Genomic DNA, 12,493 nt, shown 5'->3' with positions numbered 1-12,493 from the left:
GGCGGTGGGCGTGGTGCTGGTCGCGGCGGGCCGCGGTCGGCGGTTCGGCAAACCCAAACAATTCCAACCGGTGGCGGGACGACCGCTCTACCAATGGCCCCTCCGCGTGTTTGAGCGGATGGCGGCGATCAAAGCCGTCGCGATCGTCGTCCCCGCCGAGCGCGCGGCCGCCGTGCGGCGCGCGGTGGCCCGGGCGGGTTTTCGCAAGGTGACGGCCGTTGTCCCCGGCGGCGCCGAACGCCTGGATTCGGTCCGCGCCGGCCTTCGCGCTCTCCCGCCCGTCGCCGACACCGTTTTGATTCACGACGCGGCGCGCGCCCTGGTGGACGCGGGCGTCGTGGCGCGGGTCATCGCCGGGGTCCGGCGATCGGGCGCGGCGTTGGCCGCGTGGCCCGTTCCCGACACCGTCAAGGAGGCGACGCTCCGCGGCGGACGTCCCTGGGTTCGGCGGACGGTTCCCCGGGCGGGCCTGTGGCTCGCGCAAACCCCGCAGGGTTTCCGGCGGGATTTGGCGCGGGCGCTTTTTGAAGCCGCCGGGCCATTGACGGACGACGCGCAGGCCCTGGAGCGTTCCGGCCGCCCGGTCGAATTGGTGCTCGGTTCGTCGCGCAATTTCAAAGTCACCGTCCGGGAGGACATCGCGCTGTGCCGCGCGTTGTTGCGGAAACGATGAGCGCCCGGTCCCCCGTCGCCCGGGTGGGTTTGGGTTACGACAGCCACCGGTTCAAAAAAGGCCGGCCGTTGATCCTGGGCGGGGTGACCGTTCCCCACGACCGGGGACTGGACGGCCATTCCGACGCGGACGTGGTCCTTCACGCCGTCATCGACGCCGTTCTGGGCGCGGCGGGTTTGGGCGACATCGGAACGTTTTTCCCCGACAGCGATCCCCGCTGGAAGGGCGCGGACAGCCTGAAACTTTTGGAAAACACGCGCGCGCGCCTCGGTCGCCGCCGCGTCGTCCACGTGGACGTGACGCTGTTGGCCGAAGCGCCGCGGATCGGTCCCTACAAGAACCGCATGCGAACCAAAATCGCGCGGGCCCTGCGCGTGCCGCTCGAAGGGGTGAGCGTCAAAGCGAAGACGAACGAAGGCATGGGGTTCGTCGGCCGTCGGGAGGGGCTGGCCGCCCTGGCGGTGGCCGGCGTCGTCGCGTGACCGCGCGCCCGGTTCGCTTCCACAACACCCTCTCGGGCAAGGAGGAGACTTTCCACCCCCTGACCCCGGGCCGGGTGAACATGTACGTCTGCGGCGTCACTCCCTACGACGCGTGCCATCTGGGGCACGCCCGCTGCTACGTTACCTTCGATTTTATCCGCCGGGCGTTGACGCGGTTGGGCCACGCGGTCACCCACGTCCAAAATTTCACCGACATCGACGATAAAATTATTCGCCGGGCCGCGGAGCGGGGGGAACCCCCCGCCGCGCTGGCCGACCGCTTCATCGCCGACTATTTTGAAAAAATGGACAGGCTCGGCGTGCGCCGGGCCGACGCCTACCCCCGGGTGACGGAAAGCTTGCCCGCCATCGTCGCGTTCATCGAGCGCCTGGTGGCGAAGGGCCTCGCCTACGCCGCGGGGGGCGACGTGTTTTTCGCCGTCCGCAAATTCCCCGGCTACGGCAAGTTGTCCAAGCGGTCTCCCGATGACCTCCAGGTGGGGGCCCGCGTCGAGGCGGACGATCGGAAAACCGACCCCTTGGATTTCGCCCTTTGGAAGGCCGCCAAACCGGGGGAGCCGGCGTGGCCTTCGCCCTGGGGGCCGGGGCGGCCCGGCTGGCACATCGAATGCTCGGCCATGAGCCGGACGGCTTTCGGTGCCGACACCTTCGATATTCACGGCGGGGGGCAGGACCTCGTGTTCCCCCATCACGAAAACGAAATCGCTCAATCGGAGGGGGCCAGCGGACGGCCCTTCGCCCGCTACTGGATCCACAACGGTTTTGTGACGGTGAACAAAGAAAAGATGTCCAAATCGCTGGGCAATTTCTTCACCCTCGAGGACATCTTCAAGAAGTTCGCGCCCCGCGCCGTGCGGTATTTCCTGTTGACGCACCATTACAAGGGCCCGCTGGAATTTTCCGACGAACAATTGGCCGCCGCCGCCGCCCGCTTGCGCGAGGTCGACGCCGACCTTCGGCGTCTGGACGCGGCCCTCAAAACCCCCCTGGACGCCAAGCCCAAGGAAGCGAAAGCGCTCGCCGCGGCGATCGACGCCTTTGATCCCACCGTGGACGCGGCCTTGGCCGACAATTTCAATTCCCCCAAGGTTTTGGCGGCCTTGTTCGCCCTTTTGGGGGATTTGAAGGAGCGGGTGGAAAAGCCCAGAGCCATCGACGGGGAAGGGTTGCGGCGTGGTTTGGAATCGGTGCGGGCCACCTTTCGGGATGTCATCGGAATCGAAGTGGGGGGCGGGGCGTCTTCGGACGGCGAAGCCGAGGCGGCCGTCGTCGAACGCGTGGCGCGGCGGGAGGCGGCGCGCAAATCCAAGAATTGGGCCGAGGCGGACCGCCTGCGCGCCGAACTGCTCGCCCTCGGCGTTACCGTGGAGGACACGCCGCAGGGGCCCCGGTGGTGGCGGCAATGACCTTTTCCCATCGAAACGAAGGCGCCGACCCGGCCGACACGGTCTGGGGGCGCCACGCGGTGATCGCGGCCCTGCGCGAAGGGCGCGTCCACAAGCTGTGGCTCCAGCGCGGCGTCGGCGCGGTGGACGACATCCTGCCGTTGGCCCGCGAGCACCGGATCGTTTTCCAATGGGTGGACCGCGCGCGCATCGCCGCCCTGGCGCCGGGCCAGACCCATCAGGGTGTCGTGGCCCGGGTGTCGCCCCACCGCTTGGCGGTGTTGGACGATTTGTGGGCGAAGGGCGCGCCGGGGTTGCTGTTGGTCCTGGACGGCATCACCGATCCGCACAATTTGGGGGCCATCGCCCGGAGCGCGGCTTTTTTCGGCGCCGGAGGGGTCTTGATCCCCCGGTGGCGGTCCGCCGGCGTCACCGGCGTCACGGCGAAGGCCGCGGCCGGAGCCCTTGAAGTCGTGCCCCTCGTGCAAGTGGCCAACACGGCCCAGGCGTTGCTGGATCTCAAAGCGAAGGGGTATTGGGTGTACGGGGCCGACGCGGCCGGGGCACCCGTCCACAAGATGGATTTCGCCCATCCCGCGGCGCTCGTGATCGGGGCCGAAGGGGAGGGCCTTCACCGTCTGGTGCGCGAACGTTGCGACGCGCTCGTCGGCATCCCCGGCGCCGGGGGGGTCCCCTCCCTCAACGCGTCCTGCGCGGCGGCCGCCCTGCTTTACGAATTCCATCGCCGGGGCTTGACCGCGGCCCAAACTCGCCCTAAGCTTTAAAGCGCGGGCGGTTGGCCGCGCCGACACCATGCCCTTGCTCATCCCTTTCGCCGAGGTCCAGGAGCTCACCCCCGCCGAGCTCGAACCGTTTAAAGACGCCTTGCTCGCGCATCTGCGCACGCGCGGCGCGCAGGTCCGTCAGCGGGTGGACTCCCACTTGCACGTGACCCGCGGGGAGCGCGTGCCGGGGTACCGATTTTCCCTCGAAGTCCTTTCCGAAACGCGGACCGGTCAGCTGGAGCGGGTCACCAAACCGCTCACGCCGGAGCTCGCGGCCACGATTCCGCCGGGGCCTCCCCCGGAGCCGCCCAAAGGTCCGACCGACGTCTGGTCTTACCCGTCTGAAAGCCGCGACGATTTCAAACCCCACGCCGAGGCCTATTTCGTCCCCGGGAGTTTTCAGGCCGAGGATTGCCGCGAGTGCTTCCAACGGGGCGAGATGGGATGCAAGACCTGTTTTGGAAAAGGCGAAGAAGCCTGCACGACTTGCCTGGGGGGCGGCGCCCAACCCTGTTTTTATTGCAAGGGGCTTGAAAAAGTCCATTGCATCAAGTGTTCGGGAGAGGGCCGTATCACCGCCGGCGGCGTGGGCGGTCATTCAACCCGCTGCGATGCCTGCAACGGGTCCGGGCGGTTTCCATGCACCCATTGCCAGGGGGGGCGCCTCACGTGCCCGCAATGCCAGGGCGGCGGAAAGGGCGTTTGCCACGTGTGCCAGGGAAAAGGGACCGCGCTTTGCTCCGCCTGCGCCGGCCACAAGAAAGTGGCTTTCGGCCAGGCCTTCCGATCGGATTTTCGCCCCGTGAAACTCGAGGGCCACGCGCTCGTGACCCCGGCCCCGAGGGAAGCCCTCGACATGGCGATGTCCAAAACCGTCCCGGTGGGGACAATAAATTTGCCGGCCGGGGAGCCGCTTGACAAGCAAGTCGCCGCGGCGGCTTTTCCGCCCTCGATCAAGGCCGCTTTTGTCGAATTGGCGGAACGCTTGAAATCCAAAATGCCCTTGGGCGCGCGCGGGGTGAAATACCGTTTGGAAGTCGAGGAGGGGAGCGTCGTTCGCGTCAGCGGGTACTGCGCGGGCCAGGAGTTCAGTTACTGGCTTCAGCCGGGCGACCCCGCGGTCGTGGCCGAAAAAGACCCCATTCTTTCCCTCGGGGACAACGTGGCCATGGCGGCGGAGGAGGCGCAACGGGCGGGCGATTGGCGGCGCGCCATCGATCTGGCCAAGGAAACCCTGTCCTACGCGCCGGAGAACGCCAGCGCCCAATTCATTCTTTCCGAATGGCGTTCCAAGGTGGTCCGGGAAACGGCGATCACCGCGGGGGCGGCCGCGATCGCCCTGGCCGCGGCCAACGCCGCTTGGATTTGGGGCATGGACAGGGGCCTCCACAAAGCCGGGGCCATTTTCCAAATGGCGGGGATGCAAATCGCCGCGGGGCTTCTGGTGGCGGCCGTGCTGCTGTTGCCCTTAATGAAACTTTACCGGGCGCAATTGCGTTGGGCCGTCTTGCTGGGGGGGGTGTTGTTGGGGTTGGGTTCCACCGTGGTGGCGACCCGTTGGGTTTTCGCTTGGAATCCCATCAAAGCGGCCGATCAAAAATCCTTGGACCGGGAATTGAGCGACCGGTTCAAATCGGGCGCTCCGGTCCTGTTTTACGAAAAGGACCTGCGGTTTTTGAATGAGTTGAAAGAAAAATACCGCGACAGCCAAGCCGATTTGTCGGCCGTGCGCGCGGCCATCGACCGGCAAAGCGACCTCAAAGCCAAGCGCGACCGCGAGCAGGCCGATTTCGACGCCCGCGTGGCCCGTGTTTTGTCGGGCAAACGTCCGGCGGCGGACCGGCGGACCCAACTGGAAAGGGCGATGGAAGAGGCGCGGTTGGGATCGCTGGATTTAACCCGCGCGGAAGAGGGATTGACGTGGTTGCGCGAGGAGGAAGTCCGCGAAGGTCTCGCGCGGAACGCGCGCAAACGGAGAATTCAAGTCACGCCGGAGAAAACCACCCGCCGGCCGTCGGCTTTTTCAACCAAAAAGAGCACCGGGAAATCAAAACCGGCGCCCAAGACCCCGAAAAAGACAATTCCGACCAAAAAAGGGACTCAACCCTCAACCGCCCCCGCCGTGTGGTGGTAGTCGCCTATCGGATGGACGGTATGGGCACCGCGGGGTCCAGGTCGGCTTCGTAATCCACCCCCGCAAAACCGAACCCGAACAACTTAAAAAATTCCTCGCGGTATCCGGCGAGATCGCAAAGGCGGTCGACGTTGTCCGGACGAACCTTGTCCCATCGACGGCCGACCTCCGTTTGAACGTCGGCCCTCATTTCCCAGTCGTCCACCCGAATCCGTTCGACTTCGTCCATCGGCGGGGGCGTGGCCGCGTAGAGGTGCTCCCCGAACAGCCGGGCCATCTGCTCCACGCAGCCCTCGTGAATCCCCCGGGCTTTCATGGATTTATAAAGCAGGGAAATGTAGAGCGGCATGACGGGGATCGCGGCGCTGGCCTGGGTCACCAGGGCCTTGTTGACCGACACGACGGCGCGGCCGCCGGTGCGCGCCAGCCGCCCCTCGAGGCGGTGAGCGGTGGCCTCCAAATGGTCCTTGGCGCGGCCGATGGTTCCGCGGCGGTATATGGCCGCCGTGGCCTCCGGGCCCGCGTATGAATAGGCGACGGTCACCGCGCCCGGCGCCAACAGGCCGGCGCCTTCGAGCGCGTCAATCCACAACGCCCAGTCGTCCCCGCCCATCACCGCCACCGTGTGGTTGATTTCGGCTTGGGTCGCGGGTTCGATGGTGACGTCCGCCATCTGGCCCGTTTGAAAGTTCAACGTCTTGGAGGTGTAGCTGCGCAAAATCGGTTTTAAGGTTGAGTTGAACACCTCGCCCGTGCGCGGGTGCGTGCGTCGCGGCGCGGCCAGGCTGTAGACGATCAGGTCGACCGGGCCCATCTTCTCTTTGATGAGCGCGAGGGTTTTCGCCTTCACTTCGTCGGAGTAGGCGTCGCCGTTCACGCTGGCGGCGAACAGTCCGGCGGCCGCGGCCTCTTTTTCGAAGGCCGCCGTGTTGTACCAACCGGGCGCGGCCGTGCGTTTGCCTTCGGCGGCGTTCGCGAAGAACACGCCGACGGTTTTGGCGCCGTGCCCGAAGGCGGCGGCGATCCGGCTCGAGAGCCCGTACCCGGTCGAAGAGCCGATCACCAAAACGTTTTTCGGTCCGGGGCCCTTCAGGCGGGCGCGCACGTGGGCGATTTGTTCGCGGACGTTCTGCGCGCACCCGTCCGGGTGCGCCGTCAAACAAATGAATCCTTTGGACTGGGGTCGAATGATCACGCGGCGTCCTCCTCTTCCTTTTCCGCCTTGCGTCGAAGGCTGTGGTCCAACTCTTTCTTCCGAAGCCGGATGTTTTTGGGGGTGATTTCCGCCAGCTCATCGTCTTCGATGTAGGCGATGGCCTGCTCCAGGGTGAAGACCCGGGGCGGTGTCAGCTGGACGAGGTCGTCGGAACCGGCGGCGCGCATGTTGGTGAGCGCCTTGCGTTTGCAGGGGTTGACCACCATGTCGTTCTCGCGGGCGTTTTGCCCGACGATCATGCCCGCGTAGATGTCGGTGCCCGGAGCGACAAAGAGAATGGACCGCGCCTGCAGGCCTTCCAGGGCGTAGGACGTGCCCAAGCCGGTTTCTTTGGCGATCAGGACGCCCGCGGCGCGCCCGGTGGGGGAGCCCGCCCGGGGGATGTACCCGTGGAAGCTGTGGTGCATGAGGCCCGTGCCTTTGGTTTGCGCCAGGAATTCCGCTTTAAACCCGATCAGGTTCCGCGCCGTGATCACGCCTTCGATCCGCAGGCGGCCGTGGTGGTCGGCGTGCATGTTTTTGATTTCCAATCCGCGCTTGCCGAGGTTTTCCATCACGACGCCCTGGTAGCCCTGTTCGATGTCCACCAGCAGGTATTCGGCGGGCTCCAGGGTTTGGCCGTTTTCGGTTTTGACGATGACCTGTGGCCGGGAAACGGCCAGCTCGAACCCTTCCCGCCGCATGGTTTCGATCAGGACCGACAGGTGCAATTCGCCGCGGCCCGACACCTTGAAGACGTTTTGATCCAATTCCTCCACGCGCAATCCCACGTTGGTCTTCAGTTCCTGTTCCAAGCGTTCGCGCAGGTGCCGGGAGGTGAGGAACTTCCCGTCCCGACCCGAAAAAGGGCTGTCGTTGACCATGAACTCCATCGACAGGGTGGGTTCGTCGATGAGCAGCGGGGGCAGCGCCGCGGGGTTTTCGGCGTCGGCCACGGTGTCTCCCACCCGGGCCTCCTCCATGCCCGCGATGGCGACGATGTCTCCGGCTTCGGCCGATTCGATTTCCCGCCGTTCGAGACCGAAAAACCCAAACAGCTTCGTGACCCGCAGGGGCAACCGTCGACCGTCCTGTTTCATCAGGAGGACGTTTTGCAGCCGCGACACCCGTCCGGCGTGAACCCGTCCGATGGCGATGCGACCCACGTAACTGTTGTAATCGACCATGGTGGTGAGCATTTGCAGGGGTTGGGTCGCGTCCACCGCGGGGCCCGGCACGTGGCGGAGGATCGTTTCAAACAGGGGCTTGAGGTCCGGGGTCGGTTGGTGGGCGTCGAGGCTGGCCCACCCGTTCTTGCCCGAAGCGTAGACGATGGGAAAATCCAGTTGTTTCTCGTTGGCGTCCAGGTCGACAAACAGATCGAACGTGTTGTTGAGCGCTTTCGCGGGGTCGGCGAAGGGGCGGTCGACCTTGTTGATGACGACGATCGGCCGCAGGCCTTGTTCGAGGGCCTTCCGCAGGACGAACCGCGTTTGAGGCATGGGGCCGTCCAGGGCGTCGATCAAAAGCAAAACCCCGTCCACCATCGTGAGGATGCGCTCGACCTCGCTGCCGAAATCGGCGTGGCCCGGGGTGTCGACGATGTTGATGCGCGCGTCCCCGAATTGCACGGAGGTGCATTTGGCCAGGATGGTGATGCCGCGCTCCCGCTCCTGCGGGTTGGAGTCCATGAGGCACTCCTGGGCGGCGTCGGCCTTCACTTTGAATTCGCCGGTTTGTCGGAACATGGCGTCCACCAGCGTGGTTTTGCCGTGATCGACGTGGGCGATGATGGCGATGTTGCGAACGTCCGTTCGGCGGGCCGTTGGCGAAGTCATATTACACCTCGGATAAAAAATGGGCCACCCACCGGGGCCGATCCTCAAGGACAGAAGGAATAGGGGTTTGTTCGGGCGGGACGGCTGTGAAGCGGTCGAATTATAGCACAGTTTCTCCTCGTATGGTTAAATAGGCTCTCTATGGCCGGCGTTTTCCATCTCATGAATCCGTCCTTGCGACAGGCGCCTTGGGTGACGGCGTTGACCACCTTCGGCCGAGACCTTTCGCAGTGGGCCCTGATCGACCGGCAAAACCCCCACCACACCGAAACGCTTTTGGATTGGGCGCTCAAGGCGAACATCGGCCGGTTGGTGGTGTGGGGGGGCGACGGCACCTTTCACCGCGTCGTGCGGGGCCTCTGGCAGCGCGACGCCCTGGACCGGGTGGAGTTGGCCCTTGTTCCGGCGGGGACGTGCAACGACCTGGCCCGTTACTACGGTCTGGCCAAAGAATCCTGGGGCCGCTGGGAAGCCTCCGCGCCGCAGGGGCGCCTCGCCGCGTTGTCCTTGGGGCGCGTGGCCTGGAAAACGTCGGCGCGGGCGCCGGCTTTCGACGGCGAAGACATTTTCATCAACAACGCCGGGTTCGGCCGTCCCCGTCCCTCCTACAATAAGAAGTCGCCCCCCTGGCGCGTCTTGACCGCCATGAAACCCATTTCCATCGACGCCCATTGGGACGCCGGGAAATTGGAGGGGTCCTACTACTTCACGCTCGCGGCGTTGGGGCCCTATTTCTCCGGGGGCCTGCATTTCGAGCGGAACGTGTCGCCGGAGGACGGGCGGTTGCGTTTGTACCTCGTTCCGGCCCGGAACAAGGCGCGCTTGGCGCTGCGGCTCGCGCGCGGGCGGCTCGGGCATCCCCTGTTCGACCGGAAAGTCACCAAAATCACCGCCCGAAAAATCGCCCTGGAGACGGACGCCCCCGTTTGGCCCCAGGCCGATGGGGAACCGCCGCCGGCGAAGGGGGCCTGTCACGTGGAATTTGAGGTTCTGCCGCAAAAAGCCCGCCTCTGGGTGACCCATTGATCCGCGCTTACGTCGATGTTGAAACCGACGAAATGAAGGCCCTGACGGTGGTCGGCGTGTTCCGTCCGGACCGGGGCGCCAAACAATGGGTGCGTCCGAATTTTTCCCGGTTCGATTTTTTGAATTTCCTGTCCGGCGTCGAGTCGGTGATGACCTACAACGGCGCCCGGTTCGACTTGCCTTTGATCAAGGAGCAATTGGGCGCGGACGTGGAGTCGCTCTTCCGCCACCGCGACCTCATGCTGGATTGTTGGGCCAACAATCTTTACGGCGGCCTCAAAAAAGTCGAAGCGCAACTCGGCATTCACCGCGACACCGAGGGCGTGGACGGCCTGCAGGCGATCCGTCTCTGGCACGCGCACCGACGGGGCGAGACGGGCGCTTTGGATTTGCTGTTGCGCTACAACCGCGAGGATGTTGAAAATTTGGAGGCCCTCGCCCTCAAGCTGGGCGTTGTGGGGAAGGTCGGTCCGGCCCCCGCCCGCCGGCCCGCCGGCCAAGGAGACGTTCATGAGCGCGCGCGTACTTGACGGGAAGGCCGCCGCGGCCCGGGTGCTCGACCGGGTGGCGGAAAAAGCGGCCGCGGTTAAAAAACGAACGGGCGTCGTCCCCGGGTTGGCCACCGTGTTGGTGGGCGACGACCCCGCCTCCCACGTTTACGTCGGCCAAAAAATAAAAAAGTGCGAAGCGGCCGGCATGACGTCGATACACGTGCCGCTGCCCGCGAACGTGTCCCAGGACGGGTTACGGGCCGAGGTGGAACGGTTGAACCGCGACCCCCGGGTCCACGGCGTCATCGTGCAGCTCCCTTTGCCCAAACCGCTCGACGCCGAACCCATCCTGTTGGCCCTGGACCCGGCCAAGGACGCCGACGGACTTCATCCTTCCAACCAGGGCCGGTGGATGGCCCTGCGGAGTTGGTCGGAGGTACGGGCCACGGGTCTGCCCCTGCCCTGCACGCCCGCCGGGGTCATGGAGATATTGGAACAGAACCAGGTGCCCATCGCTCGTCGGCGGGCGGTGGTGGTCGGCCGTTCGAATTTGGTGGGCAAACCGCTCGCCGCGCTTTTGCTGGCGGCCGACGCGACGGTGACCGTCGCCCATTCGCGCACCGAAAACATCGGGGACCTGTGCCGGGAAGCCGATATTTTGGTGGCGGCCATCGGTCAACCGCGCTTCGTTCGGGGCGATTGGGTGAAGCCCGGCGCCGTCGTCGTGGATGTGGGCATCAATCGGACGCCGGAGGGCCTTGTGGGGGATGTGGATTACGCGCCCGCGGCCGCGCGCGCTTCGGCGATCACGCCCGTGCCCGGCGGCGTGGGTCCCATGACCGTGGCCATGCTCTTGTGGAACACCGCGCAAGCCGCCGAAAAACAGTTATCATGAGAAAGCAGGCGTCCGTTCAACGCGCCCGGGAGGCTTCATGAAAGGCAAAGTGAAGTGGTACAACAGAGTGAAGGGATACGGCTTCCTGGTTCCGGAAGACGGCAGCCCGGAGGTGTTTGTCCACCATTCGGCCGTTCAGGCGAAGGGGAAAGACAAAGTCCTCGTCGAAGGGCAAGGCGTCGAATTTGAGGTGACCGCGGGCCCCAAAGGACCGTCGGCCGCCAACGTGAAGCCCGAGCCCAAACCGGCCCCGGCCTCTTAACCGGTCTTTTCCATCGGCCCCTTCCCCGCGCGCGGCGGAAGGGGCCGGTTTATTATTGTGTTCTCCCGTCGTCTCCGTTGGCCCGGCCTCGAAGGGCTCCCGCTCATCCTCGTGGGATCCCACGCACTGGTTTATTTGTTTGAAATGTTCCAACCCGGGCTGGTGGAGCGCCTCACGCTCTCCCGCGCCGACCTCGCCGCCGGGGAATGGTGGCGCCTGGCGACGTTCCTCTTTGTGCCTCCTTTTATCGACACGTTTTTGTTCTTTCGCGTCGATTTTCCCGCCAACGCCGTGCTCATGTTTTTCTGGTTCTCTTTCCTGTACACCATGGCGGCGTCCCTGGAGCACGTTTGGGGCACGGAACGGTTCACCTTTTATTTTTTCACGGGCGCCGTGGCCACGGCGGCGCTGGGTTTTTGGCCCGACGGCGGTTTGGTGACGAACGGTTATTTGCAGGCGAGCTTGTTTTTGGCGTTTGCGACCCTGTTCCCGGACACGGAGGTGCTTCTCTTTTTCTTCCTTCCGGTGAAGGTGCGATGGCTGGGGGGGGTGACGTGGTTGACCCTGGCGTGGACGGTGATCGCGGGGTCGGGGTGGTCGCGCCTCGGGGTGGGCGCGGGGTTGGTCAATTACTTTCTTCTTCTGGGTCCGGATCTGTGGACGACTCTTCGCCTTCGCTGGCAAGTCGTTCGGAATCGTCGCCGGTTTCGAGGAGATTGACCGGCTCGTCCTCGTCGACGGGTGGGCGCGGAACGGTCGGTTTTTCGGTCTCAAACTCCTGGATTTTCGCCAGATAGGTGTCGCCCTGGCGGCGCACGCCCTGGCGGCGGTCCACCCGGCGACGATCGGTGACCGCGCGGCGTTTCCCCGCCGCCGGGGCCTTCTTGGCCAAACGCCGGCGTCGTCCCCGGCGGTCGATCTGCCGGCGGTCGCCCAATCGCTTGTCGGTCCGGTTTTTTTTCTTTTTCGCCACGGCCTCGTTTTTACAAAACCCGGCTTCTTTTCGCAACGGTTTTGACACGTCCGGACGGTTTTGGTAATATTTTCGCCACGCCGGTGGTTCGCGGCGCGTTCCCTTTTCATTGTTTCTCGCGAGGTTTCCTCCATGACGATCCCGCCCGGTCCGCCGCCCCACGATCGGTCGGGGTTGTTCCACGGGATGCAGTTCGGGGTGTCCGTGGCGTTGGGGCTCGGCGCGGGGTTGTGGGTCGATCGCCGTTGGTCGACGGAACCTTGGGGGGTCGTCCTGGGGTTTCTGGGGGGGGCGGTGTTGGGCTTTTACCATCTCATTCGCAGCGACCATTGA

The 12,493-nt window shown here is 65.1% G+C and carries 14 protein-coding genes; 11 read left to right on the top strand and 3 right to left on the bottom strand.

The features are described from left to right. Positions 1-10 precede the first annotated feature (10 nt). From ispD to IPI56_09495, 5 genes are read left to right on the top strand one after another with little or no spacing between them, the layout of a single operon-like run. Positions 11-673 (top strand): 2-C-methyl-D-erythritol 4-phosphate cytidylyltransferase, encoded by a 663-nt coding sequence (gene ispD / locus IPI56_09515; protein MBK7545963.1) that lies wholly within the window; start codon positions 11-13, stop codon positions 671-673. Further along, positions 670-1,155: a 2-C-methyl-D-erythritol 2,4-cyclodiphosphate synthase gene (locus IPI56_09510; protein MBK7545962.1), complete on the top strand. Its 486-nt coding sequence runs from the start codon at positions 670-672 to the stop codon at positions 1,153-1,155. The genes ispD and IPI56_09510 overlap by 4 nt, the downstream gene beginning before the upstream one ends. Beyond that, positions 1,152-2,582, top strand: coding sequence for a cysteine--tRNA ligase (locus IPI56_09505; GenBank protein ID MBK7545961.1), 1,431 nt, complete (start codon positions 1,152-1,154; stop codon positions 2,580-2,582). The genes IPI56_09510 and IPI56_09505 overlap by 4 nt, the downstream gene beginning before the upstream one ends. Beyond that, the gene (gene rlmB / locus IPI56_09500; GenBank protein ID MBK7545960.1) at positions 2,579-3,346 is read left to right on the top strand and encodes a 23S rRNA (guanosine(2251)-2'-O)-methyltransferase RlmB; all 768 of its coding nucleotides are present in this window, start codon (positions 2,579-2,581) and stop codon (positions 3,344-3,346) included. Before IPI56_09505 ends, rlmB begins: the two co-directional genes overlap by 4 nt. 28 nt (positions 3,347-3,374) lie before the next feature. Continuing rightward, complete coding sequence (locus tag IPI56_09495; GenBank protein ID MBK7545959.1) at positions 3,375-5,480, top strand: hypothetical protein; 2,106 nt, start codon at positions 3,375-3,377, stop codon at positions 5,478-5,480. Between the two features lie 4 nt (positions 5,481-5,484). On the opposite strand, the gene IPI56_09490 is transcribed toward IPI56_09495, so the two are convergent. Together IPI56_09490 and typA are read right to left on the bottom strand one after the other, a co-directional pair. Beyond that, on the bottom strand, positions 5,485-6,675 hold the full coding sequence (locus tag IPI56_09490) for a trans-2-enoyl-CoA reductase family protein (protein MBK7545958.1): 1,191 nt from the start codon (positions 6,673-6,675) through the stop codon (positions 5,485-5,487). Further along, the gene (gene typA, locus IPI56_09485; GenBank protein MBK7545957.1) at positions 6,672-8,513 is read right to left on the bottom strand and encodes a translational GTPase TypA; all 1,842 of its coding nucleotides are present in this window, start codon (positions 8,511-8,513) and stop codon (positions 6,672-6,674) included. Before typA ends, IPI56_09490 begins: the two co-directional genes overlap by 4 nt. A 141-nt stretch (positions 8,514-8,654) precedes the next feature. Here typA and IPI56_09480 point away from each other — a divergent pair, with 141 nt between their 5' ends. The 5 genes from IPI56_09480 to IPI56_09460 are packed head-to-tail and all read left to right on the top strand — an operon-like array spanning position 8,655 to position 11,907. Continuing rightward, on the top strand, positions 8,655-9,539 hold the full coding sequence (locus tag IPI56_09480; protein MBK7545956.1) for a hypothetical protein: 885 nt from the start codon (positions 8,655-8,657) through the stop codon (positions 9,537-9,539). Then, positions 9,536-10,069: a ribonuclease H-like domain-containing protein gene (locus IPI56_09475; GenBank protein ID MBK7545955.1), complete on the top strand. Its 534-nt coding sequence runs from the start codon at positions 9,536-9,538 to the stop codon at positions 10,067-10,069. The genes IPI56_09480 and IPI56_09475 overlap by 4 nt, the downstream gene beginning before the upstream one ends. After that, on the top strand, positions 10,050-10,925 hold the full coding sequence (folD, locus tag IPI56_09470; GenBank protein ID MBK7545954.1) for a bifunctional methylenetetrahydrofolate dehydrogenase/methenyltetrahydrofolate cyclohydrolase FolD: 876 nt from the start codon (positions 10,050-10,052) through the stop codon (positions 10,923-10,925). The genes IPI56_09475 and folD overlap by 20 nt, the downstream gene beginning before the upstream one ends. A 37-nt stretch (positions 10,926-10,962) precedes the next feature. Next, positions 10,963-11,187 (top strand): cold-shock protein, encoded by a 225-nt coding sequence (locus IPI56_09465; GenBank protein ID MBK7545953.1) that lies wholly within the window; start codon positions 10,963-10,965, stop codon positions 11,185-11,187. Between the two features lie 57 nt (positions 11,188-11,244). Further along, complete coding sequence (locus IPI56_09460) at positions 11,245-11,907, top strand: hypothetical protein (GenBank protein ID MBK7545952.1); 663 nt, start codon at positions 11,245-11,247, stop codon at positions 11,905-11,907. On the opposite strand, the gene IPI56_09455 is transcribed toward IPI56_09460, so the two are convergent. Next, positions 11,813-12,160, bottom strand: coding sequence for a hypothetical protein (locus IPI56_09455; GenBank protein MBK7545951.1), 348 nt, complete (start codon positions 12,158-12,160; stop codon positions 11,813-11,815). The two genes, IPI56_09460 and IPI56_09455, sit on opposite strands and share 95 nt — an antisense overlap. A gap of 132 nt (positions 12,161-12,292) precedes the next feature. On the opposite strand from IPI56_09455, the gene IPI56_09450 reads away from it, so the two are divergent. Beyond that, entirely contained in the window at positions 12,293-12,493 is a 201-nt protein-coding gene (locus tag IPI56_09450; protein MBK7545950.1) for an AtpZ/AtpI family protein, read from the top strand.

The organism is Elusimicrobiota bacterium (genome assembly GCA_016706425.1).
Lineage (GTDB): Bacteria > Elusimicrobiota > Elusimicrobia > FEN-1173 > FEN-1173 > JADJJR01.
This window is presented reverse-complemented; position numbering and strand designations above follow the sequence as displayed.

Bases quoted from the DNA above. Each gene is read 5' to 3' on its own strand.
- IPI56_09480 (MBK7545956.1), top strand. From the start codon at position 8,655: ATGGCCGGCGTTTTCCATCTCATGAATCCGTCCTTGCGACAGGCGCCT.
- IPI56_09450 (MBK7545950.1), top strand. From the start codon at position 12,293: ATGACGATCCCGCCCGGTCCGCCGCCCCACGATCGGTCGGGGTTGTTC.
- folD (MBK7545954.1), top strand. From the start codon at position 10,050: ATGAGCGCGCGCGTACTTGACGGGAAGGCCGCCGCGGCCCGGGTGCTC.
- IPI56_09495 (MBK7545959.1), top strand. From the start codon at position 3,375: ATGCCCTTGCTCATCCCTTTCGCCGAGGTCCAGGAGCTCACCCCCGCC.
- IPI56_09510 (MBK7545962.1), top strand. From the start codon at position 670: ATGAGCGCCCGGTCCCCCGTCGCCCGGGTGGGTTTGGGTTACGACAGC.
- typA (MBK7545957.1), bottom strand. From the start codon at position 8,513: ATGACTTCGCCAACGGCCCGCCGAACGGACGTTCGCAACATCGCCATC.
- rlmB (MBK7545960.1), top strand. From the start codon at position 2,579: ATGACCTTTTCCCATCGAAACGAAGGCGCCGACCCGGCCGACACGGTC.
- IPI56_09465 (MBK7545953.1), top strand. From the start codon at position 10,963: ATGAAAGGCAAAGTGAAGTGGTACAACAGAGTGAAGGGATACGGCTTC.